Origin of the sequence: Cellulomonas fimi, from assembly GCF_012952065.1 — a bacterium.
GTDB classification, from domain to species: domain Bacteria; phylum Actinomycetota; class Actinomycetes; order Actinomycetales; family Cellulomonadaceae; genus Pengzhenrongella; species Pengzhenrongella fimi_A.
This window is the reverse complement of sequence record NZ_JABCJJ010000038.1, coordinates 1-22,956: the sequence shown is the minus strand read 5'-3', so window position 1 is coordinate 22,956 and position 22,956 is coordinate 1. Positions and strand designations below refer to the sequence as shown.

The 22,956-nt window shown below is 71.7% G+C and carries 21 protein-coding genes and 1 pseudogene; 8 read left to right on the top strand and 14 right to left on the bottom strand.

From position 1 onward, the window contains the following. The 4 genes and pseudogenes from HIR71_RS16525 to HIR71_RS14990 form a co-directional block, all read left to right on the top strand. Positions 1-247 (top strand): hypothetical protein (locus tag HIR71_RS16525; protein WP_211374265.1); only part of this gene is annotated, 247 nt, incomplete at its 5' end. 71 nt (positions 248-318) lie between these two features. Beyond that, positions 319-498, top strand: coding sequence for an SDR family NAD(P)-dependent oxidoreductase (locus HIR71_RS15000; RefSeq protein ID WP_249051915.1), 180 nt, complete (start codon positions 319-321; stop codon positions 496-498). After that, positions 489-737 (top strand): annotated as a pseudogene (locus HIR71_RS14995) (alpha-hydroxy-acid oxidizing protein); the annotation flags it as partial. The gene HIR71_RS15000 and the pseudogene HIR71_RS14995, both read left to right, overlap by 10 nt. Before the next feature lie 46 nt (positions 738-783). Continuing rightward, a complete protein-coding gene (locus tag HIR71_RS14990; protein WP_211374264.1) occupies positions 784-1,539 on the top strand; it encodes an SDR family NAD(P)-dependent oxidoreductase in 756 nt (251 codons plus the stop codon). A 594-nt stretch (positions 1,540-2,133) separates the two neighbouring features. On the opposite strand, the gene HIR71_RS14985 is transcribed toward HIR71_RS14990, so the two are convergent. From HIR71_RS14985 to map, 6 genes are all read right to left on the bottom strand, one after another. Then, positions 2,134-3,606: a glucose-6-phosphate dehydrogenase gene (locus tag HIR71_RS14985; protein ID WP_169325877.1), complete on the bottom strand. Its 1,473-nt coding sequence runs from the start codon at positions 3,604-3,606 to the stop codon at positions 2,134-2,136. 114 nt (positions 3,607-3,720) lie between these two features. Next, positions 3,721-4,665, bottom strand: coding sequence for a M15 family metallopeptidase (locus HIR71_RS14980; RefSeq protein ID WP_169325876.1), 945 nt, complete (start codon positions 4,663-4,665; stop codon positions 3,721-3,723). 122 nt (positions 4,666-4,787) lie between these two features. After that, positions 4,788-5,075, bottom strand: coding sequence for a DUF6191 domain-containing protein (locus HIR71_RS14975; RefSeq protein ID WP_169325875.1), 288 nt, complete (start codon positions 5,073-5,075; stop codon positions 4,788-4,790). Beyond that, positions 5,072-5,926, bottom strand: coding sequence for an MBL fold metallo-hydrolase (locus tag HIR71_RS14970; RefSeq protein ID WP_169325874.1), 855 nt, complete (start codon positions 5,924-5,926; stop codon positions 5,072-5,074). The genes HIR71_RS14975 and HIR71_RS14970 overlap by 4 nt, the downstream gene beginning before the upstream one ends. 8 nt (positions 5,927-5,934) lie before the next feature. Next, the gene (gene ppgK / locus HIR71_RS14965) at positions 5,935-6,747 is read right to left on the bottom strand and encodes a polyphosphate--glucose phosphotransferase (RefSeq protein ID WP_169325873.1); all 813 of its coding nucleotides are present in this window, start codon (positions 6,745-6,747) and stop codon (positions 5,935-5,937) included. Beyond that, entirely contained in the window at positions 6,744-7,616 is an 873-nt protein-coding gene (gene map / locus HIR71_RS14960) for a type I methionyl aminopeptidase (RefSeq protein WP_169325872.1), read from the bottom strand. The genes ppgK and map overlap by 4 nt, the downstream gene beginning before the upstream one ends. Positions 7,617-7,688: 72 nt before the next feature. Between map and HIR71_RS14955 the strand changes: the two genes are divergently transcribed. Further along, positions 7,689-7,880: an SPOR domain-containing protein gene (locus tag HIR71_RS14955; protein WP_169325871.1), complete on the top strand. Its 192-nt coding sequence runs from the start codon at positions 7,689-7,691 to the stop codon at positions 7,878-7,880. Between the two features lie 33 nt (positions 7,881-7,913). Here the strand turns inward: HIR71_RS14955 and panB are convergent, their stop codons facing one another. The 3 genes from panB to HIR71_RS14940 form a co-directional block, all read right to left on the bottom strand. Then, positions 7,914-8,807, bottom strand: a complete 894-nt coding sequence (gene panB / locus HIR71_RS14950; RefSeq protein WP_169325870.1) for a 3-methyl-2-oxobutanoate hydroxymethyltransferase — start codon at positions 8,805-8,807, stop codon at positions 7,914-7,916. A gap of 37 nt (positions 8,808-8,844) precedes the next feature. Next, positions 8,845-10,554 (bottom strand): NAD+ synthase, encoded by a 1,710-nt coding sequence (locus tag HIR71_RS14945; RefSeq protein ID WP_169325869.1) that lies wholly within the window; start codon positions 10,552-10,554, stop codon positions 8,845-8,847. A 75-nt stretch (positions 10,555-10,629) separates the two neighbouring features. After that, positions 10,630-10,899, bottom strand: coding sequence for an acylphosphatase (locus HIR71_RS14940; protein ID WP_169325868.1), 270 nt, complete (start codon positions 10,897-10,899; stop codon positions 10,630-10,632). Positions 10,900-10,976: 77 nt separating this feature from the next. Here HIR71_RS14940 and glnA point away from each other — a divergent pair, with 77 nt between their 5' ends. Next, complete coding sequence (gene glnA, locus HIR71_RS14935; protein ID WP_169325867.1) at positions 10,977-12,314, top strand: type I glutamate--ammonia ligase; 1,338 nt, start codon at positions 10,977-10,979, stop codon at positions 12,312-12,314. 109 nt (positions 12,315-12,423) lie between these two features. Beyond that, on the top strand, positions 12,424-15,522 hold the full coding sequence (locus tag HIR71_RS14930) for a bifunctional [glutamine synthetase] adenylyltransferase/[glutamine synthetase]-adenylyl-L-tyrosine phosphorylase (RefSeq protein WP_169325866.1): 3,099 nt from the start codon (positions 12,424-12,426) through the stop codon (positions 15,520-15,522). 13 nt (positions 15,523-15,535) lie between these two features. Here HIR71_RS14930 and HIR71_RS14925 read toward each other — a convergent pair whose 3' ends face one another. From HIR71_RS14925 to HIR71_RS14915, 3 genes are all read right to left on the bottom strand, one after another. Further along, positions 15,536-16,237, bottom strand: coding sequence for a hypothetical protein (locus tag HIR71_RS14925; protein ID WP_169325865.1), 702 nt, complete (start codon positions 16,235-16,237; stop codon positions 15,536-15,538). A gap of 168 nt (positions 16,238-16,405) precedes the next feature. Continuing rightward, on the bottom strand, positions 16,406-18,652 hold the full coding sequence (gene betT / locus HIR71_RS14920; protein ID WP_169325864.1) for a choline BCCT transporter BetT: 2,247 nt from the start codon (positions 18,650-18,652) through the stop codon (positions 16,406-16,408). Positions 18,653-19,143: 491 nt separating this feature from the next. Then, complete coding sequence (locus HIR71_RS14915; protein WP_169325863.1) at positions 19,144-19,641, bottom strand: hypothetical protein; 498 nt, start codon at positions 19,639-19,641, stop codon at positions 19,144-19,146. 159 nt (positions 19,642-19,800) lie between these two features. Between HIR71_RS14915 and HIR71_RS14910 the strand changes: the two genes are divergently transcribed. Further along, positions 19,801-20,799, top strand: a complete 999-nt coding sequence (locus tag HIR71_RS14910; RefSeq protein ID WP_169325862.1) for a hypothetical protein — start codon at positions 19,801-19,803, stop codon at positions 20,797-20,799. Between the two features lie 12 nt (positions 20,800-20,811). On the opposite strand, the gene HIR71_RS14905 is transcribed toward HIR71_RS14910, so the two are convergent. Continuing rightward, the gene (locus tag HIR71_RS14905) at positions 20,812-21,723 is read right to left on the bottom strand and encodes a nucleotidyl transferase AbiEii/AbiGii toxin family protein (protein WP_169325861.1); all 912 of its coding nucleotides are present in this window, start codon (positions 21,721-21,723) and stop codon (positions 20,812-20,814) included. Next, positions 21,716-22,768, bottom strand: coding sequence for a type IV toxin-antitoxin system AbiEi family antitoxin domain-containing protein (locus tag HIR71_RS14900; protein WP_169325860.1), 1,053 nt, complete (start codon positions 22,766-22,768; stop codon positions 21,716-21,718). Before HIR71_RS14900 ends, HIR71_RS14905 begins: the two co-directional genes overlap by 8 nt. Positions 22,769-22,956: the final 188 nt, after the last annotated feature.

The window sequence follows — 22,956 nt, the reverse complement described above, 5'->3', positions numbered from 1 at the left end:
CTGGAAACCCGCACCCGACGCGCCAGCCGGGACCCGGTCACGCCCCGCTACCGGAAACCGCAACAAGACCCGCAAACGGGTCACCAAGACCCCTGACGCGCCACTACTCGCGGATTTGGGTCAGACCCAGCCCCGGCGTGTGAGCATCGAGGGCGACACCCTGAAGCTCGGGAGCGTCTCTCCCATCCAGTCGGCCGACAAGGCCGTCATGTCGGTGCTCAGTTGGCGCCGGGCCGAACCGTGCTGATCACGGGATCCGCGGCGCCCCGGGAACCCGCCAGCGCCCACGCCGGAAGCGGCACCAGAGAGGGGCTTGACGTGAGCAACGGACGGCGGGTCGTGGTGACTGCAGGCGCGGGCGGCATCGGGCTGGCCATCGCGCGAGCGTTCGCCCTCGACGGCGACCGCGTGCACATCTGCGACATCAACGAGGCGGCGCTGACGGGGATCACGACCGCTGACCCGGCGATCACCGCGAACGTGTGGACTTCACGATGATCGGCAGGGCGTACCTCTACGGCCTCATGGCCGGGGGGGCAACCGGGGTCGAGCGGGCCATCGACCTGCTGCGCGAGGAGATCCGGGTGGCCATGCAACTGCTCGGCGTCACCTCGGTGGCCGAGCTCGCACCGACGAGGTCCGGCTGGACGCGGGGGAGGCACTCGCTGACCCGACGGGCGGTGCCGACCCGCTTACGGCACGCCCGCGACGGGCCGGAAGTCCCGGGGTACGGGTGACCGGCCCGGCTAGCGTGAAGGTGACGAAAACGCAACGAAGGATGGGATGAGGAGCATGTTGCTGAACGAGAAGGTTGCCCTGGTGACGGGGGCGGCGGCCGGCCTCGGCCGTTCGATCGCCGAGTGCTACGCGAAGAACGGTGCCCGTGTCGTCGTCGCTGACATCAACGACGAGCCGGGCGAGGAGACGGTCCGGCGCATCACCGAGGCGGGCGGCACCGCCGCCTACTTCCACACGGACTCCAGCTCGGAGCAGGAGAATGCGGCGCTGGTGGCGTTCGCCGTGGACACCTTCGGCAGGCTCGACATCGCGTGCAACAACGCCGGGATCGCGCCGCCGTCCACGCCGCTGGCCGAGGTTCCGACGGAGCTGTGGCGCAGGACCCTCTCGATCGACCTCGACGGCGTCTTCTTCGGGATCAAGGCCCAGATCCCCGCCATGCTCGGCAACGGCGGCGGGACCATCGTCAACATGGCCTCGATCCTCGGCCAGGTCGGGTTCCTCGGGCTCGGCCCGTACGTGGCCGCCAAGCACGCGGTCATCGGGCTGACCAAGCAGATCGCCGTCGACTACGCCGCCCAGGGCATCCGGGCGATCGCGATCGGCCCCGCCTTCATCAAGACCGGGCTCGAGAAGGCCCTGGACCCGGACTCCCGTGCCGCGCTGGACAGCTCCCACCCCGTGGGGCGCATGGGTGAGCCGGACGAGGTCGGCGAGGTCGTCGCCGCCGTCTCCTCCGACACCTGGTCCTTCGTCAACGGCGCCTACCTGCCCATCGACGGCGGTTACCTCTCCCGCTGAGCCGAGCGGTCTCTCCCCGCTTGTTGTCAGCCACGTCTGATGACGATGACGATGACGATGACGATGACGGCGACCGGCCGCCGGCAGACCGCACCGGAAACGATCGCCAGCTGGAGTCTCGGGTTGGTGCCGCGCCCTGACGCGAAGAGTAGCCCAGCCGCAGCGGTCGGCAGTGGGCTCAGGGTGACGGTGTAGCCATCTGCTTGAGCTGGTCGAGGGCGCGCTGCTTGGCCTTGTCGGGGTTGCGCCGGGTGTAGTAGTCACCATTGACGCCCGTGACAGCCAGGCAGGGGAGCATCGTTCCAGCCACTCGCGGGCAAACGGGACGACCCGCATCTGTCCAGGTCAGCAGCCGAAACCATCACTGGTAATCAAGGCCTGTTAACGACCGTTGCCGCGGCGTACAGAACCCGGCGTACAGGGCAGCTCATCCGCACCGAGCGCCGGTCGCCGGTCGCCCAGGCTGCGGCGTCGGGCCGCAGCGCCACCTGGCCGACCTCGGGCCTGGGCAGGAACGCGAGCGGGTCGTGTCCACGCAACAGGCGGAGCCGCCCCGTGCGCCGGTGGGCGTTCTCGAGCCCGCCCGCGAACCTCTCACGCCTGGCGCGTCTCGTCCGGCTGCTCGGGTGGCTCGTCCCCGCCCTCCGACGCGCCCACGCTGTCGCTGCCGACGTCGTCGCCGGCCGGCCCGTCGCTCCCCGCCGCGTACTCGCGCAGCGGTGAGGCGCCGTCCGCCCAGGCCGCCAGGATCGGCTCGACGATGCGCCAGGCCTCCTCGGCCTCCTCGGCGCGCGCCGACAGCCGCGTGTCGCCCTCGAGGATCGCGAGGATCAGCTGCCCGTACGGCGTGGGGACCTGCCTCGGCAGCTCGAGGTCGAGCTCGACGGTCTCGAGGTCGAACGGGTCACCGATGCCGTTGACGTTGATGCGCAGGAACATCTTGTCCGGGTCGAGCTCGAGGCGGAGCTCGTTGGGCGCGGCGTCGTCGAACACCGATCCCGGCATCGGCCGGAAGTGCACCACGACCTCGCGCCGGTCGCGCTCGAGCGCCTTGCCCGTGCGCAGCCGGAACGGCACGCCGTGCCAGCGGGGCGTCTCGACGTGCAGGACCACCTCGGCGTGAGTCTCGGTGTCGCGGCCCGCCTCGACCCCGGGTGCGTCGGTGTAGGCGGCGACGTCCCGGCTCCCGTCGCGGCCCGTCACGCTGCCGGCGGTGTACCGGCCGCGGACGGTGCGGGCGTCGACCTCGGCGCGGGACATCGTCGGCACCGCGCGGAGCACCTCGACCTTGCGCGCCGACAGGTCGGCAGGGTCGAGGCTCGCCGGCTCCTCCATCGCGATGAGCGTGAGCATCTGGAGGAGGTGGTTCTGCACCATGTCCCGCAGGGCGCCGGACCGGTCGTAGTACGCGGCCCGTTCCTGCGCGTCGACCGTCTCGTCGAACACGATGTCGATCGCCGCCACCTCTCGGGACGTCCACAGGGGCTCGAAGACCCGGTTCGCGAACCGCAGCCCGAGCAGGTTGAGGACGGTCTGCTTCGCGAGGAAGTGGTCGACCCGGAAGACCTGCTCCTCGCGCAGCACGCGGGCGAGGGCGGCGTTGAGCGACTTCGCCCCCGCGAGGTCCTCGCCGAACGGCTTCTCCACGACGACGCGCAGCTGGGGCGGCAGGGCGCATCCGGCGAGGGCCTCGACGACCGGCTCGAACAGGACGTGGGGGAGCGCGAGGTAGAGCACGACGGGCTCCTCGGCGTCGTGCCTGTCCACCGTCGCCGGGACCGCGAGAGCCGCGGCGAGCGTCTCGGTGCTCGTGACGTCGCCCCGCACGTAGCGGCTGCCGGCGGCGACCGCCTCGCGGACCCCGGCGTCGACCTGCCCCGCCGTCTGCTCGAGCCGTTCGGCGACCTGCGCACGGAACGACGTGTCGTCCAGGTCGTCCTGCGCGACGCCGACGAGCAGCACGTCGTCGCCGAGCTGCCCGCCCGCGACGAGCTGCGCGATGCCCGGCAGCAGGTAGCGCCGGGTGAGGTCGCCGGTGGCGCCCAGCACGATGATCGTTGCGCTCATCGGATCGTCGCCACCTCTCGCCGCGGCTCCCGGACGGACCCGTCGGGGCCCATCCTGGGCGACGGCGCCGCGACTGTCGCGCCGACGTGGCGCGCGCGCGACCGGAGGCCGCGATCAGGTGAGGAAGCGCGTGAAGTCGGCGGCGTCGATCGCCACCACGGGAACCCCCTTGGCCGCGAACGCCTCGACGGTGCTGATGTTGAGGAGGGGAACGCCCTTGCCGCCTGACCAGATGGCATAGCCGCGGGTCGGGTTCATGACGAGGAACGTGGACGTCGAGGCGCCGAGATGGCGGTCGAAGTCCGCGTCGGTGATCGACACGACCTTGATCCCCGCCGCGCGGTACGCCTCGACCGAGGCGGTGTCGCCGATCGGGAGCACCGAGCCGCCGTCCAGCAGCGCGAAGCCGCGCGACGACTGGAGAAGAAGGGCCATGTCATCCTCCGGAGGTGGGATCGGGTCGGAGTCGGGATCGGCGCCGACGCTCGACTCGGCGCCCGTCCCGATGTACTCCCAGTGCCAGGGTTCGCCCTTGCCGCCCTCGTCGCGCGGACGGGCCCACCGAGGGTTGACCCAGCCGTGGCCCGGGGCGTTGAGCGTCATCCACTCGTGGTTGAGGGTGCCGGAGTTGTTGATCCCGCCACCCAGGTCCAGCGCCTGGGCCCACCCGTGGTTGGAGGTGCCCGGGACCGCGGCCAGTCCCGGCTTGGCGGCACGTACTGCGACCTGCTGGTCGAACGTGCGGTACGAGTCCGTGACCGTGAGGTCCACGCCGAACGTCGCACGGAACGCCGCGTTGAGGCCGTCGAGAGCGGCGGCCGCGCGGTGCTCGAGCCGCTGGGTCGGAGCCCAGGGGATGCGCGCCAGCGCCTCCGGAGGGATCCGGCCGTTCTCGAAGCCGCCCCACGCACCTGCTGTCGGCAGGGCACCGGCACTGCGTGCGACGCCCACCGAGATCGCGAGGGCACCTGCGGCGACCAGGACGGTCCGGCGCGCCACGCGCGCCGCGTCGCGCCGCGCCCCGGCGTCGACCGGCCGCTCCGAGGTCTCCACAGGCATCGCGCTCCGGGTGCTGCACACGTCCGGCGGCCCCAGTGCAGCCGGACAACCCATTGTGCGCCTCGACCCCCGGATCGGGAGGGGTGATCTGTGCCGGGCAACGATCCGCTCGCGCGGCGTGGTCACGGCGGGGTCGGGCCCGGGTCTGTCGCGTCCGCGCGGGTCGCGTCGGGCCCCGTGGGGTCCGACGCGGCCTGGGGCGGCGCCTCGAGGTAGGCGATCCCGGCGTCGAGGTCGACGCCGTGCGGCGGCGCGCCGGTGCCCGTGCGCCGGATCTCACCGCGCCGGCGCTCACGCTCCGCGGTGACGTGCTGGTGGCTCGGCTGGAACACCTCGATCAGCTCGCCGAGCGCTCCGGACCCGCCGGTCGAGCCGGCCGGGCGTCGCCGCCACGACCACCACCGGCTCACGACGTGCCCCGCACGCGAGCGACGTGCCGGTGGTGCTCCTCGACCAGCCACGGCGTCGCGAGGCGGTCGTCGTCGGGCGCGCGGTCCGCCTCGAGGGCATCGAGGTAGGCGCGATCGGCCGCGAACCGGCGCGCCAGCTCGGTTTCGTCCCCGACGTGACCGTGCCCGGGCACCACGACCTCGACGCCATGCGCCCGGGCCGCCGCCTCGAGCGTGTCCAGGCCGCGGCGGTAGTCGGCCACCGGATCGGCCGCCTCGAGGTCGAGGAGGGGGATCTCGAGGTCCGAGAGCATGTCGCCGGCCAGCAGCACCCTGCTCGCGGGGAGCACGAGCGCGGCGTGGCCCGGGCAGTGAGCGGTGTGCGGGACGACGACGGCGCGCGGGCCCGCCCACGGGACCTCCACCGCGCCGTCGGGCAGGGACGTCAGGAGCCCGGTGAGCGCGTGGTCGTGACCGGGAGCGGTGCCGTCGGCCTTGCGGACGGCGTCGTCGCGGCGTTCCGCCGCGCGTTCGACCGCGTCCGTGGTCGCCCACCGGGCCGCGTCCCCCAGCGCCGCCGTCCACAGGACGTGGTCCCAGTGCGGGTGCGTCGCGAACCCGGCGGCAGGGACCCAGGAGCGCGCCTCGAGCGCCGCCGCGAGCCCCGCGAGCTCACCGGGAGTGATGCCGGGGTCCACGACCAGGCACGCGCCGTCGTCGGCCAGGACGACGGTCGTGAGGGAGGTCCAGATCTGCGCGGTCGCGGTCCAGACGCCGGCCGCGACCTCGCTGAGCGGGCGCGGGGCGGTGCGGCGTCCCGTGGCCCCGGGCGCGGCGGAGGTCGCTCGCGCATGAGACTCGTGGCCCGTCATGCCCTGGCTCAGGGAAGGGCGGCGGCGCCGCGGGCGTCACCCGTGGCGGCCCGTGCGGCGAGCGCGGCGGCGCCCACGATGCCCGCGGCGTTGCGCAGCTGCGCGGCGACGACCGGCGCGCGCAGGTGGAGCAGCGGCAGGAACTTGGCGTGGTGCTTGCTGACGCCGCCGCCGACCACGATCAGGTCGGGCCACAGCAGGTCCTCGAGCACGCCGTAGTAGCGCTGGAGGCGCTCGGCCCACTGCTCCCAGCTGAGGTCCTCGCGATCGCGCGCGGCGTCCGACGCCCGGGTCTCGGCGTCGTGCCCGTCGATCTCGAGGTGGCCGAGCTCGAGGTTGGGGACCAGGACGCCGTCGACGACCATCGCGGTGCCGATGCCCGTGCCGAGTGTCGTGATCAGGGTGACCCCGCGGGAGCCGCGGGCGGCGCCGTAGAGCGACTCGGCGAATCCCGCGGCGTCCGCGTCGTTGAGCGCGAGCACGGGCCTTCCGACGGCCTCGCCGACCACCGTCTCGATGTTCGTCCCGACCCACGAGTCGTCGACGTTCGCGGCGCTACGCGCGACCCCGTGCTGCACGACGGCGGGGAACGTCACCCCGATCGGGACGTCCGGCGCAAGGTCGAACGAGCCGACCACCTCGGCGACGACCCGGGCGACGTTGGCGGGCGTGGACTCCTCGGGCGTCGGGATCCGGACGCGCTCGGCCGCGAACTCGCCGCGCGCGAGGTCGACCGGTGCACCCTTGATGCCGCTCCCACCGATGTCGATGCCGAACGCGAGGGTCGGTGCGGACGTCGTCGTCCGGTCGTCGTGGCTCATGGCAGGGTCAGGATCTCCGCTCCGGTGTCGGTGACGAGCAGGGTGTGCTCGAACTGTGCGGTGAGGCTCCGGTCGGCCGTGAGCACGGTCCAGCCGTCGTCCCACATCGTCCACTCGTGCGTGCCGAGCGTGAGCATCGGCTCGATGGTGAACACCATGCCGGGCTCGATGACGGTGTCGTAGTGGGGGGCCGCGTCGTAGTGCGGGATGACCAGGCCGGTGTGGAAGGCCTCGCCGACGCCGTGGCCCGTGTAGTCGCGCACCACCCCGTACCCGAACCGACGCGCGTACTTCTCGATGACGCGACCGATCACGTTGACCTCGCGTCCGGGGACAACGGCCTTGATCGCGCGGTGGAGCGACTCGCGGGTGCGCTCGACGAGCAGCGCCGCGGTCTCGTCGATCTCGCCGACGGCGAAGGTCGCGTTGTTGTCGCCGTGCACCCCACCGATGTACGCCGTGACGTCGACGTTGACGATGTCGCCGTCGACCAGCACGGTCGAGTCGGGGATCCCGTGGCAGACGACCTCGTTGACCGAGGTGCACAGCGACTTCGGGAAGCCGCGGTAGCCGAGCGTCGACGGGTACGCGTGGTGGTCGAGCAGGAACTCGTGGCCGATCCGGTCGAGCTCGTCCGTGGTCACCCCCGGCTGGACCGCGCGGCCCACCTCGGCGAGGGCCTGGGCGGCGATGCGGGCCGCGACGCGGATGCGTTCGACCGTCTCGGGGTGGATCACGTCGCTGCCCGCGAACGGCGTGGGGCCGGGGCGGTCGACGTACTCCGGCCGCTCGATCGAGGCCGGCACCGCACGACGCGGGCTGACCGTCCCGGGCGTGACGGGTCGGCTCGTCGTGCTCGCTGTCGCCATGCCTGGCAGTCTACGGAACAGCGGCGTCCGGGCAGCAGCGGGACGGCGGGGGACGGCGAGGGGAGCAGCACGATGGCGGGCACGGGCGGCACCGAGCAGTACTGGTACAACATCGTGACCAAGACCGTGGAGACCGGTCACCAGAGCACGTGGCAGGACCGCATGGGCCCCTACGCCACGCGCGAGGAGGCCGAGCAGGCGCTCCTGAAGGCCAGGGCCCGCACCGAGGCGTGGGACGACGAGGACGAGCGCTACCAGCGGTGAGCGCGGCCGACGCGCTCGTCCACGCGGTTGCTCCTACTCGCTGAAGGAGTGCGCGGCGTCCGGGAACGTGCCGCCGCGGACCTCGTCGGCGTAGGCGCTCGCCGCGTCGTGCAGCGCCTTGCCGACCTCGCCGAACTTCTTCGCGAACCGGGGTGACCAGTCGCCGACGCCCGCCATGTCGAGCCAGACGAGCACCTGACCGTCACAGTCCGGGCCGGCGCCGATGCCGATCGTCGGGATCCGTAGGATCTCGGTCACCCGCGCCGCCAGCGGTGCGGGCACCATCTCGAGCACGACCGCGATCGCGCCCGCCTCCTGGAGCGCGACGGCGTCCGCCGAGAGCGTCTCGGCGGCATCCTCCCCGCGACCCTGGACCCGCTTGCCGCCGAGGAGGTTCTCGGACTGGGGCGTGAACCCGAGGTGCCCGACGACGGGGATACCTGCCTCGGTCAGCATCCGCACCTGCGCCGCGACCCGACGGCCGCCCTCGAACTTGACGGCGTGCGCGCCACCCTCCTTCATCATGCGCACCGCGCTCGCGAAGGCCTGCTCGGCCGACGCCTCGTAGGACCCGAACGGCAGGTCGGCGACGACGAGCGCGCGTCGGGCGGCCGAGCTCACGGCGCGGACGGCCGGGATCAGCTCGTCGACCGTCACCGGGATCGTGGTCGCGTGGCCGTGCATGGTGTTGCCCATCGAGTCGCCGATGAGCAGCACGTCGATCCCGGCGTCGTCGAAGATGCGCGCCGTCGGGAAGTCGTACGCCGTGAGCATCGTGATCCGCTCGCCGCGCTCCTTGGCCTCGCGCAGGTGGTGGACCCGGACGCGCTTGCGCGTGCGCGGCGCGGTGGCACCCGGCCCGCTGCCGGGTGCTGCGTCGGGCACGGCGGGCGGGGTCGCCGGCGCACCGGCGGCGAACTCTGTCATCGAGGCTGCTCCAGGTCTCCGGCAGGTCACGCGAGGGCTACGGCTCGCGCCATCGCGTCGTGATGGGCAGCCTACGGTCCCGACCGAACGCCAGGGCGGTGACCTTCGGTCCGAGCGGGTACTGGCGGCGCTTCCACTCGGCGCGGTCGACGAGCGCGAGCACCTTGTCCACCACCGCGGCGTCGAGGCCCCGGGCGAGGAGCTCCGCCCGGCCCTCGGCGTGCTCGACGTAGGCGTCGAGCACCTCGTCGAGGAGCTCGTACGGCGGCAGGGAGTCCTGGTCCACCTGCCCGGGGCGCAGCTCGGCCGACGGAGGCTTGGTGATCGAGCTCTCCGGGATCGGCGGGACCTCGCCCGCGTCGACCGCAGCGTTGTTGCGCCAGCGGGCCAGCGCCCAGACGCGCGACTTGTCGACGTCCTTGAGCGGCGCGAACCCGCCCACCGCGTCCCCGTAGATCGTCGAGTAGCCGACGGCGAGCTCGGACTTGTTGCCCGTCGCGAGGACCAGGTGACCCTCGGCGTTCGACAGCGCCATGAGGACGACGCCGCGCACCCGCGCCTGCAGGTTCTCCGCGGCCACCCCCTCGAGGCCGAGCTCGCCCTCGAACGCGTCGACCATGGGCTTGATCGGCTGGACGCGGTAGTCCGCGCCGATGCGCTCGGCGAGGTCGGCGGCGTCGTCCCTGGAGTGGTCGGACGAGTAGCGCGAGGGCATCGAGACGCCGACGACGTTCTCGCCGCCGATCGCGTCCGCGCTGATCGCGGCGACGAGCGCCGAGTCGATGCCGCCCGACAGCCCGAGCACCACCGAGCGGAAGCCGTTCTTGCGGACGTACCCGGACAGGCCCGTGACGAGCGCACGGTAGATCTCCTCGTCGGGGTCGAGCGCCGGGGCGACCTGCGCACGGCTGCGATCGCGGCGGGCGGCGGAGGCCGCGGCCGCCGGCCGGTCGGTGGCCGGGTCGTCGGACGGGCGCGTCGCCAGGCCCCACACGAGCAGGTGCTCGACGAACTGCGGCGCGCGCGCGAGCAGCCTCCCCTCGGCGTCGACCACGAAGGAGCCGCCGTCGAAGACGAGGTCGTCCTGGCCGCCGACCATGTTGACGTAGGCGACCGGGGCGTCGACCTCCCGGGCACGGCGCGTGGCGAGCTCGGCGCGCACGTGACCCTTGCCTTCCTCGAACGGCGAGCCGTTCAGGACGAGGAGCAGGTCGACTCCCGCACGGGTCAGCGCGGCGACCGGCCCGCCGTCCTGCCAGATGTCCTCGCAGACCACGACGCCGACGCGTGCCCCGGCCACCTCCAGCACGCACGGCTCGGTGCCGGGCGCGAAGATCCGGAACTCGTCGAACACGCCGTAGTTGGGCAGGTGGTGCTTGTCGTAGCGCGCCTGCACCGACCCGTGGCGCAGGGCCACCGCCTGGTTGGTGGGGCGGGCCGGGGCGGCGTCGTGCTCGCGCCGGGTCTGCTCACCCACGCTCCCGACGACGACGGTCACCGACCCGAGCCCCTCCTCCTCGAGCCGTGCCGCGGTCGCCTGCAGCGCGGACTCCGCCCCCCGACGGAACGAGGCGCGCAGCGCGAGGTCCTCGATCGGGTAGCCGGTCACGGTCATCTCGGGGAACACGACCAGGTCGGCTCCCGCCTCGGCGGCGCGGCGCGTCCACTCGACGATGCTCCGAGTGTTGGCCTCGAGGTCGCCGACGCACGTGTCGATCTGGGCCAGCGCGATGCGGACGTCTCCCATGCCGGCGAGCCTAGGGCTGCGGGGGCCGGTCGACCGCGCGCGCCCGGGGGACCGGGCCGACGGAGGACTCGGGGATCAGCCGGTGATGTCGAAGCCGCGGAGTTCCTGCGACTCGGCGTCCGTGACCTCGACGCCCTCGACCTGCGCGTGCCGGGGCCCGTGGCGCGCCCACGCGACGAGCCGTTCGACGTCCTGGGGTCGTCCCTCGGCGTGGAGCTCCACCGCGCCGTCCGACCGGTTGCGGACCCAGCCCCCGACCGCCAGGCGCGCGGCCTCCCGCGCGCAGGCCATCCGGAAACCCACGCCCTGCACCTGACCGCTGACCACGACCCGACGTGCCACCACCCGTCCAGTGTGGCCCGGCCCGGGGTGCGGCGCGGTGCGACACCTCCCCGAAACCTGGATCGGGCAGGATGACCCCCATGGACAGGCAGCAGGAGTTCGTGCTCCGCACGGTCGAGGAGCGGGACATCCGCTTCATCCGTCTCTGGTTCACCGACGTGCTCGGGTTCCTCAAGTCCGTCGCGATCGCCCCGGCCGAGCTCGAGGCCGCCTTCTCGGAGGGCATCGGGTTCGACGGCAGCTCGATCGAGGGCCTGACGCGCGTCTACGAGGCCGACATGATCGCGCGGCCCGACCCGACGACGTTCCAGATCCTGCCGTGGCGCGGCGAGCTGCAGGGCACCGCGCGCATGTTCTGCGACATCCTCACGCCCGACGGCGAGCCGTCGCTCGCCGACTCCCGCAACGTGCTCAAGCGGGCCCTCGACAGGGCCAGCGACCAGGGCTTCACCTTCTACACGCACCCCGAGGTCGAGTTCTACCTCTTCGAGAACCCGATCGACCTCACGCGGCCGCTCACACCGGTCGACCACGCGGGCTACTTCGACCACGTGCCCCGTGGGACCGCGCACGACTTCCGACGTGCGGCGATCACGATGCTCGAGTCCATGGGGATCTCGGTCGAGTTCTCGCACCACGAGGCGGGCCCGGGGCAGAACGAGATCGACCTGCGGTACGCGGACGCACTGACGACCGCGGACAACATCATGACCTTCCGCACCGTCGTCAAGGAGGTCGCGCTCGAGCAGGGCGTCTACGCCTCGTTCATGCCGAAGCCGATGGCGGAGCACCCCGGGTCCGGCATGCACACGCACCTGTCGCTGTTCGAGGGCGACCGGAACGCGTTCCACGAGCCCGGGAGCCAGTACGAGCTCTCCAAGGTCGCGCGCAGTTTCATCGCCGGGCTGCTGCGTCACGCGCCCGAGATCACCGCCGTGACCAACCAGTTCGTGAACTCCTACAAGCGGCTGTGGGGCGGGGCCGAGGCGCCGAGCTACGTGTGCTGGGGGCACAACAACCGGTCGGCCCTGGTCCGCGTGCCGATGTACAAGCCGGGCAAGGGCAACTCGAGCCGGGTCGAGTACCGGGCGCTCGACTCCGCGGCGAACCCGTACCTCGCGTTCGCCGTGCTCCTCGCGGCGGGGCTCAAGGGCGTCGAGAACGGCTACGAGCTCCCGGAGGGTGCCGAGGACGACGTGTGGGAGCTGACCGACGCCGAGCGTCGCGCGCTGGGCATCGACCCGCTGCCGCAGTCGCTCGACGGCGCGATCCAGGTCATGGAGCGCTCGGAGCTCGTGGCGGAGACGCTCGGCGAGCACGTCTTCGACTTCGTGCTCCGCAACAAGCGCCGGGAGTGGGACGAGTACCGCGGCCAGGTCACGCCCTACGAGCTGAGGCGGTTCCTCCCGCTGCTCTGACACGCGCGCGAGGCCGGCGCCGCCGCGAGCACGGGCACTGCCGAGAACTCCGGCGCCGCCGAGAACTCCGGCGCCGCCGAGAACCCCGGGCACTCGGTAGCGTGACCGCGTGAACGCGCGCGGTGGGACCCTCGCCGGCCGACTGACCCGGCTCGGGTTCGTGGACGCCGCACGAGCGGAGCGCATGCTGGCCGACACCGCACTGGTCGCGGTCGTCGGCGATCTCACCGAGGCCGAGGACGAGGGACCGCGCGGGGGACGGGAGCGAGCAGGTGCGGCCGGCACGGGAACCGACCTGCTGACCGCACTGGGCGCGGTCGCGGACCCGGACCAGGCGCTCCTGACGCTGGTTCGCGTGGCCGGCGCCGCGGTGCGCGAGGGGACCGACCCCGCCATCCGTGAGCTCCTGGTCGGGCTGACGGCGCCTGGCCCCGGGCGGGATCGCCTGCTCGCCGTCCTCGGCGCGTCCACCGCGCTCGGGGACCTGCTCGCGGCACGGCCCGCGGAGCTGGCGGTCCTGGCGGACCTGACCCCCGGGACGAGGGCACCCGCGCAGGACGTGCGTGCCGAGCTGCTCGCCGCGGTGGGTGCCGACGCCGAGGCCGACGTCCCCGTGGCCGCGGTCGGCGGGCCGGCCGGCTGGGACGCGATGCGCCGCGCGTACCGCCGCCGGCTGCTCCGGATCGCCGCGACGGACCTCACGTCCGGCGAGCCGCTCACGCTCCTGCCGGCCGTCGCCGCGGCGCTCGCCGACCTCGCGGCCGCGGCTCTCGACGCGGCGCTCGCCGTCGCCCGTGCCGAGCTCGAGGACCAGGGGGACGGCGTCCGGCTCGCCGTCATCGGCATGGGCAAGTGCGGCGGGCGTGAACTCAACTACGTGAGCGACGTCGACGTCGTCTACGTCGTGGAGCCGTCCGACGGCGTCGACGAGGCGCATGCCCTCGCCGTCGGGACCCGCCTCGCGACCGGGCTGGCGAAGGCGTGCGCCAACGCCTCCGCCGAGCCCGCGCTGTGGCCCGTCGACGCCGCGCTGCGGCCTGAGGGCAAGAACGGCCCCCTCGTCCGGACGCTCGCCAGCCACCGCGCCTACTACGAGCGCTGGGCGCGCACGTGGGAGTTCCAGGCGCTGCTCAAGGCTCGCCCGGTGGCGGGCGACCGCGCGCTCGGCGAGGCGTACGTGGCCGCGACGAACCCGATGGTGTGGGCCGCGGTCGAGCGCGAGAACTTCGTGGCCGACTCGCAGGCGATGCGCAGGCGGGTCGAGGAGAACGTGCCGGCGGCCGAGGCGGACCGCCAGCTCAAGCTCGGTGTCGGCGGGCTGCGGGACGTCGAGTTCACGGTGCAGCTGCTCCAGCTGGTGCACGGCCGGGCGGACGACACGATCCGGAGCCCGAGCACGCTCACCGCGCTCGCCGCGCTCGCCGCGGGCGGCTACGTCGGGCGCGACGACGCCGCGCGGCTGGCCGTCTGCTACCGGCTGCTCCGGGTGCTCGAGCACAGGATCCAGCTGTACCGGCTGCGACGCAGCCACCTCATGCCGACGGGTGAGGCGGACCTGCGCCGGCTCGCGCGCTCGGCGGGGATGCGGATCGAGGGGGCGCAAGGGCTCCTCGAGCGCTGGCGCAGCGTGCGGCGCGAGGTCCGCAGCCTGCACGAGGCGCTGTTCTACCGGCCACTGCTGCCGGCCACCGCACGCCTCTCGGCCGAGGAGGCGAGCCTGGCGCCCGATGCCGCGCGCGCCCGGCTCGCGGCCATCGGCTACCGCGACCCGGCGGGCGCGATGCGCCACATCGCCGCGCTGACGGACGGGGTGTCGCGTCGCGCGGCCATCCAGCGCCAGCTGCTGCCCGTCATGCTCGGCTGGTTCGCGGAGGGGGCCGACGCGGACGCCGGGCTGCTCAGCTTCCGCCGCCTCTCCGACGAGCTGGGCAGCACGCACTGGTACCTCAAGCTCCTGCGCGACTCGGGTACCGCGGCCGAGCGACTCGCCCGTGTGCTGTCGACGTCCCGCTACGTGGCCGACGCGATGCAGCGGTCGCCGGGCTCGGTCGCCTGGCTGGCCGACGACGCCGAGCTCGCCCCGCGCCCGCTCGATCGGCTCCGGTCGGAGGCGGAGGCGATCCTCGGACGGGCGCAGGAGCCGGTGGCAGCCGCGACCGCGCTGCGGGCGATGCGTCGCCGCGAGCTCGCGCGGACAGGTGCGGCGACGGTGCTCGGGGTGGCCACCGGGACGTCGGCAGGCCAGACGCTCACCGCCGCCGGGGACGGCGTGCTGATCGGGGGCCTGCGCATCGCGATGCACGAGGCGCTGATCGGGTTGCGCCGTGACGAGCCACCGGCGCTCCTGCTGGTCGTGGCCATGGGGCGGCTCGGCGGACGGGAGATGGGCTACTCGTCCGACGCCGACGTGCTGTTCGTGCACGACCCCGTGCCGGGCGGAGACCCGACCGCGGCCCAGCAGTTCGCCGTCGCTGCGGCCACCCGCCTGCGGCAGCTGCTCGGCGAGGTCGGCCCCGAGCCGCCGCTCGAGGTGGATGCCGACCTGCGACCGGAGGGTCGGAGCGGGCCGCTCGTGCGCTCGCTCGCCTCATACGCCGAGTACTACCAGCGGTGGTCGTCGCCGTGGGAGAGCCAGGCCCTGCTCCGCGCCCGACCGGCTGCGGGCGACGAGGGCCTGGGGGAGCGGTTCATGGCACTGGTCGATCCGCTGCGCTACCCGGAGGGTGGGCTCGAACCCGCCGTCGTGCGCGAGGTGCGGCGCGTCAAGGCGCGCGTCGAGGCCGAGCGGCTCCCGCGTGGCGTCGAACCGGCCCGCCATCTCAAGCTGGGCCGGGGCGGGTTGTCCGACGTCGAGTGGACGGCGCAGCTCCTCCAGCTCCAGCACGCCCACGCGGTCCCCGCGCTCCGGACGACGTCGACGCTCGAGGCCCTCGACGGGTGCGTCGGCTCGGGGCTGCTCGACCGGGACGACGCGCGGACCCTCGCGACGGCGTGGGAGCTGGCCTCGCGGATCAGGGACGCGGTGGTGCTCTGGTCCGGGCGCACGGGAGGCGCGCAGGTCGACCAGCTGCCGCACGACCGGCAGGCGCTCGCGGGCATCGCGCGCGTGCTCGGCTACCCCTCGGGGTCCGGTGCCGAGCTCGAGCAGGACTACCTGCGGGCGGCGCGCCGCGCGCGCGCGGTCGTCGAGCGCGTCTTCTACGCCTGATCGTCCGATCCGGTCACGACGCCGGGGCGCCGGCTGGTGCCATCGACGTGGTCTGGGTCCGCGCCGCGACCTGCGCCGGCGCCTGCGGGACGGTCACGTCGCGGACCAGGTCGATACCGTCCCTGAGCAGGCCCAGGAGCACGGCGTCACGGTCGCCGACGCAGGCCGACGCGATGCCGAGCACCGCCCGGCACACGATGCTCGGCGCCGCGGAGTGGTGGAAGCCGGTCGCCGTGGGTTCGATGCCCGCGCTGAAAGTCCGCGCCCAGTCGGCGGTGCGCGGAACGGAGTCCAGGGCCACCATGCTCGCCTCGGTCAGCGCACCGTCGCGCCGACCCTCGAGCTGGGCCAGTCGACGCTCTGCCGACAGGATGCCGACGGCGAGCACCCGCTGGCTCTCCGCGGGGGCGATCGGGAGTGCCGTCGTCGCGCACAGGAGTGCGAGGCGCACGTCGACCATCGGGTCGCTCGACGTCAGGCCCACGACCGACGGCACCATGCCGAGGAGCTGCTGCCGGCCGTCGTCGCTCATCTGGTCGTTGACGTTGCGCGCCAGCGTCGCGAGCAGCGGGTGCGTGCACTGCGGATGGTCGCTCCAGCGCTCGGCGGCGAGGAACGACGCGAACTCCATGAAGCACGCCCCCTTCGCGGGCCGGCGATGGTGCCCGCGCGAGAGGACCGGCATGAAGTCGGGGGGAAGGTTCTGACGACGCATCTGCCACCTCCGGGGGACCGCCGAAGATCCGTGGGAACGAGCACCGGCGCCGCTGTCGATGCCCCACGCTCCGACCTCCACTGTGCGCCGAAGTCCGCGCGCGCACCAGTCCTGGGCCGCGCGGGTGTCGATCGGCCCCTCGACCGTGCGCTCGGCCGGTGCCGATCCTCAGTCCTCGACCCGCTCGACGTCGTCCGCGACCGTCGGGAGGGGCACGGCCGGCTCGGTCGCGGTCGGGGTCAGGACCGAGGCGTAGTCTCGCTCGCTGGAATAGCGCAGGAACGACAGGTGCGCCTCGTACCGGTCGAGGACGTCGTTGATGACCTGCTGCTGGGTCAGCCCCACCAGGTCGTAGCCCTCCGTGCCGGTCTGGGTGAAGACCTCGACCTTGTAGTAGACGTCGTGACCGGGCGACATCGGCCGCCCGCCGATGCGCGGCACCGGGGCCTCGACCGCGGCCGCCTCGTAGTGGAAGTCCCGGTGGCCCTCCATCGTGACGACGAGCGTGTGCGTGGGGATGCCCGAGCCGGTGTCTGTGGTCGTGGTCAGCGCCGCCGTGTAGCCCTGCTCGCGGAACTCGGTCACGACGGCGTCGAGCGCGGGGAGCACGGTCCGCTCCATGAACTGGGAGACCGCCTTGGCCGACGGGTACGACCGCAGCTGCGCGAGGCGCTGCTTCCACGTCTTCTCGGGCACCTGGCCCCCGTGGGCCGCCGCCGAGCGGCGACGGACGACCTGGCCCTCCCGCTCGGCCCGCTCCATCCGCAGCACCTTGGAGAAGGAGGCCATGACGAGGTAGGCCACGACGGTCACGGGGAAGGCGAAGATCAGCGTCGCGTACTCCATGGTCGTCACGCCGCCGGCGACGAGCATCGCGATCGTGAGCAGGGCGGTGAGCAGGGCCCAGAAGATCCGCAGCCACTTCGCGCCGTCCTGGGCCGGGTCGGGGATCGTCGAGGAGAAGTTCGCCATGACCATGGCGCCCGAGTTGGCGCTCGTGAGGTAGAACAGCAGGCCGGACAGCGTCGCCAGGCCGATGAGGAACGCCGCCCCCGGGAACATCTCCAGGAGCGCGTACCAGCCCTGCTCGGGCTGCTCCATGGCAAGCTCGGCGAACTCGGTGTCGCCGCCCATCACCACCGACAGGGCCGAGTTGCCGAAGATCGAGACGATGATGAAGTCGCACAGCACCGGGGCGGTGATGGCGGCGATGACGAACTCCCGCAGCGTGCGCCCGCGCGAGATGCGGGCGAGGAACAGTCCGACGAACGGCCCCCAGGCCAGCCAGAACGCCCAGAAGAACAGGGTCCAGCCACCCATCCACGCGGGGCCGTCCGGCTGGTAGGCGAAGGTCTCGAGGGTCCGCTCCGGCAGGGTGCCGACGAAGCGCCCGATGTTGGCGACCAGCGCGTTGAGCAGGAACGCCGTCTGGCCGGTGACCAGGATGTAGAGCATCATCGCGGCCGCGATCCCGAGGTTGAGCTCGGAGATGAGGCGGATGCCGCGGTCGACCCCCGACAAGCACCCGGCGACCGTCATGACGACGGCGACGAGGACGAGGGCGACCTGCAGCGCGAGGCCCTCGGAGAGCCCGAACAGCCACGCGAAGCCGACGTTGAGCAGGACGACCCCGATCCCCATCGACGTCGCGACACCGAACACCGTGCCGACCAGCGCGAAGATGTCGATGGCGTCACCCGCTGGGCCGCGCACACGCTTGCCGAGCAGGGGGTACAGGGCCGCGCGGATCGACAGCGGCATGCCCCACCGGTAGGCGAAGTAGCCCATCGCCATGCCCAGCAGCGAGTACATCGCCCAGCCGGAGACACCGTAGTGAAACATCGTCCAGACGACGGCGTCCTGCGCGGCCTCGGCAGACTGCGGGTCGGCGGCGGGCGGTGCGACGTACTGCGTGATCGGCCCCGTCACCGAGTAGAACAGCATGTCGATCCCGACACCCGCGCCGAACAGCATGGCGACCCAGGTGAACATCCCGTACTCGGGCCGGGAGTGGTCGGGCCCGAGGCGGACCTGACCCTCCTTCGACAACGCGACCCAGAGCACGAACAGGATCACCAGCACGACGGTGACGACGTAGACCCAGCCGAGGTTCGTAGCGACGTCCAGGACGAGCTCGCGCATGACCCCCGCGGCGTTCGCGGGCGCGAGCATCGCCCAGAGCGAGAAGCCGACGATCACGGCCGCAGAGACGACGAAGACGCGCCAGTTGACGCGCGGCCCGCGGTGCTCCGCGAGCTCGGTCGGCCCCTTGCTGAGCTCGACACTCGAGCTGGGGGCCCGGTTCTCCTGGTCGACGCGAGGTCTGCGCCGTTCCGTGACGCCGAACCGGCCGCGGTCGATCGTCGACTCGGTGCCGTCCCCGCCGGGTTCCGGTTCGTGGTCCGGTGTCACCACTCGTCTCTCCTTGACCTTGGGACAGGGGCCGCCGCGGGCGGCTGCGTGCGCTACACCCTTCTCGGGACCGCAGCGCGAAGAGGAACGAGCTCGGCGACGGGGGCACCCTGCCGTGCGACCGCCGTCGGACACTGGCTCGCCGTCCACCCGGCGGACGGCGCTGCGTCTCAGGCTACGTCGCCGTCGCCGGGTCGTCCCCTCGCGCCGACCCGGCGCCCGCGGGCGCGAGACAGCCCAGCCACCGGTCAGGTGGCTGGGCTGTGCTCCGTGCTCGTCGGCGGCTCACGGCCGAGGCCGTGAGGGGCGACGATCAGACGCCGTAGTAGAGCTCGAACTCCCCAGGCGGTGTTGGCCCGTGTTGAGAACTTCGGGAAAGTACGGTCTGACCTGTGCAAACGCTGATTTTGCGGGTTGGCCGTTGCGGCTAATTTCGGCCCCGAACGATTCTCCTGCGGTATCACTGCGGTACTGGCGGGGGTCCTAGCGCCCGGTCAACTCGTTGCGGGGATCGGCAACGGGGTGAAGTCGCCGACGATCTCAATGTTGAGTTGCGAGGCAAGGTCTCTGACCCACTCGTGGGTGCCAGCATGAAGGTATCGGAGTCCATCTACCACCGTGATGGCACTGCCTTCTTTGCTCACTCCCTTTCTGAGGTTCCATCCGTTGACGTCGTTCCCCCGCCCATACCCAGCCTTCTTCGCGTACGTCGAGACCTCCTGGGCGTTGGCGCCGCGTCGCTTCTCGGCGTTAACGCGGCCGATCGCCCCGAGATAGATGACTGTTGACATCAAGCTCTCCTCGTGAGTTCCCTTCACTTTGAACGGCAGAGGCGGTTCGTCGTACAGCGGGTCGAACTTGATCGGCGTGCCAGCGTCGAGCGATCGCGGCGCAGTCACCTTGGGTTGGGTGCCGCCGTCCAGCGAGGCAATGAAGGCGCGTGCCGCCGCCTCAAGGGCTTGGGTGAGTGCGTCGACGGTGTACTGAGTCATGGTCGCTCCTAAAAGTGCTGTGCAGTGCTCAGCAATGCTAGCAGTGCACAGCAATGCAGTGCAAGCCCCTCTGGGCGTCCGCGACGCGCCTCCGGGAGAAGCTTCGACACGCCAAGCGCTCCTCCGAACATCTGTTCGGGACAGGCGTAGCTGTTAGTGATGCCGGGCGTCGACTCCTTGGCAGTGCATAGCCCCTCGCGGGCGGCCAATCACAACATCATCGACGCGGCGTTGGCGTCCCGGCTTTCGTCGCTCCCACCTCCCGGACGTTCGGGAAGGAGAGAGAAGCACGTGAGCATCGCAGCAGCTCTCGGCGTCGAGGATATCTACGGACCGCTGATGACCGCTGCCCGCGAGGCGTGGCAACGCTGGGTAGTGGACGACCCGTCGCTGGGCATCGTCCGCGAGGTGGTGGATCTGCCGGGTTGGTTGAAGAGGTCGACTCCCGCCGACCGTGACGTTCCGATGGCGACGTTGGGTGCACTCGCCGTGGGCGACGTCGACGCCGCAGTAGCGCTCGTCTGGTTGCTCGTCCCACGCGCGAAGCGCATTGCGGGGAAGTTGGCCGTCGCCGCCACTGACATCGACGCACTTGTCGCCGGCCAGCTGTGGATCGAGATCCGCAGCGGCAATCCTCCGCGTTCCTACGTAGCCGTGACGATCATGCGCAATGTCGAGAAGGCGGTCATGGCCGAACTCGGTATCGGCGATGCCGGCGAGCGGGCAGACAAGGCCTGGGCGTCGACAAGCGTCCGTGACCGCGTAGAGGCCGAACCGCCCAGCCGGGACGAGACGCCCGAGTTGCAGCGTGTGCTGAGGGTCGTGCTCCAGCATCTGTTGGACGCAGGGGACATCAGGGTCGACGAGGCAAAGATCCTCGCCTCGGTAGCTGGCAAGGCGGACTGGTTGAACAAGCCGATGCGTGGCCGCGCCGGGCTCACGTCACCCGACGTCTTGGAGGTTCTCACCTGGCCGGAGCCGACGAGGGCGCGGACGATGCGCCGGGAGGTTGGCAAGGTGCTGGATCGTGTTGTCGTCGCGGCGGCCGATCTTGACGTCCTCGGTCTTCTCCATAACACGACTTGGAATCCGGACGTCGGGGTGTGCGGTGTGCCCGCGCTGTGCCCCGAGTGCATTCGGGCGGAGTTCGCAGCCTGACGCGGCCGGCTGTTAGGTCCAGGCCAGGGTTTCGTGAGACCACGTCTTGCGATCGGCATCGCCCGAGAGCGCGGGGTCGATGAGGCGCTTCGCGAGATCGGCGGCGAGGTCCACGGTGCGGTAGTCGGCGCAGTGGGGGACAGGCTTGCTCAGCTTCGCGAAACGGGTGCCCCAAGAGTCGGGCACGTTGAAACGATCGAGCGGCTGCATCCGGCGTCGGCGCGCTTCGGTGTCGATGGCGACGCGCAGCGCGGTGCCGTCGATGTCCTGTGTGGTAGCGAACAGGACAAGGTCGACGAGGTCCTTCTCTCGACTCGACCTGCGCTCGTTGTACTCGGCCATGGTCGCGCACACCTTGTCGGCGATCTGATCGACGACCGGGTAGAGGCGGTACTCATGGCTGACCAGCTTCGACAATGGCAATGCGTTGGCGGGCTCGACGGTGGTCACCTCGGCCGTGGCGCCTGCGCCGAGCGAGAGGTCCACGTTCAGGATCTTCCTGCTACGACCACCGATGAAGATCTCGAACGCCACCGCGTATCCCTCGATGTAGGGCTGCCCCTCGCCTCCGATCGACTTCTCGTGGCTGACGTACTGGAACACGAAGTGATCGCCGAGGTCGATGGCTGCAAGGCGACGAAGGTCTTCGAGTGCCTCGTCGAGGGTGTAGCCCTTGCGATACAGGTCGACGTCGCGGGTAGTTCTGCCCGAGGGCACGCGAGCGAGGACGCCGGTGCCGCCTTTGAGCACCCACTCCGATTCCTCGCCCTCGGAGAAGATGCGACTGAGGAAGCGGTTGAAGTGCTCCAGCCGGATTCGCTCGTTGGTGTCGAGTGACGGGTCGGCTGCCGCGGCCTTCTTCGCGGCCTCCTTGATGGCCGCCTCGACGCCGGCGGCGGTTGGGTAGCCCTCGATGTCAGGCACTGTCGGCCCTCCGCTGCGCGGCTCGGGCAAGGGCGAGTGTCTCCGGCTTGATCGCAATGCTCTCGTTGAGTGACTGCGCCCAGCCCTTGGTGAGTTCCTTCATCACATCGCCGCCCACGACGAGCTCGGACATCTGCTTGGCGAGATCATCGGATATCGGCTTCGCCATCGACGCGAGCATCTGCTTCGAGGCGGCGTTGATCTGCTCAAGCTGCGGACCGAGCGTGCGCTCAAGTGTCTCGGCGAGCCCGGCCTGGATCGCGAGCATTGCCTCCTCCATCCTGGGCGTCACGCGGATGCGGTCGAGATCATCCTTGCGGAGGCCTCCGACAAAGTCGGCGGCGACCAGGGCGCCAAGAGATGTGTCCGTGGCGACGCGATGGGCGAGGGCGTCGATGTCGATTCCCGCGATTTCCATCAGCCGATTCAGCAGTGCACCGCCATCGCCCCTCCTGAACCCGTCACGTGCGGCCAGGGGAGCGAGCAGTTCCCGAAGCCGTGGGAGGTCGAGCAGGCGTTTGGTGGATGCGTCCCGCAGTGCGTCAGCAACGAGGCTGAGGTCCTGGAGATCCTCGACGAGGTCGGCAATTGTGCGTTCCATCGTCATGACCGGCAGCCCTTCCACCAGCATGACGTCGCGCGGGTCCAGGGTGCGCTGTCGGTATCGGATGGCGCTGCGCTGGCTTTGGCGGCGGGCGGGGGAGACGAACTCGTGTCGCAGAGCGCGGAGGTCGCCGATGCCGTGCAGGTCGGCAGCGGACTCACCTGCTACGACGACACCGTTGGCGAGGTCCTTGATCCGCGCTTCGCCGATCGTTTTCGGCTCGGTGCTGAGCCAGGCTGCCTTGAGATCGTCGTACGGGCCGGCGGGAGCACCGGCGTCCTTGTAGATGCCATGAGCGACGCGCTCCAGCTGGCCGTCGGCGGCGAGTCGGGAGAGGTCGAGGCGCGTGATGCCGTGCATGCTGGCTTGAGCCGAGGTCACCATGCCCCACTGGTAGGCGGTGACCTCAGCAAGCATGCGGAGGGCGTCCTTCGACTTCATGCTTGGAGTGTATCCTCTTACTAGATACATTCCAAGCGAACGGCTAGCCATGAGAGCCCAAGACTAGGGCGTGTCTCCCTTATGCGCGTAGCCAGGTGAGGCAGGCGCTGAGGGTGGCGCCGGCGCGGTAGGTGATGGCGAGCTTGTCGTAGCGGGTGGCCAGGGCGCGCCACTGCTTGGCGTGGACG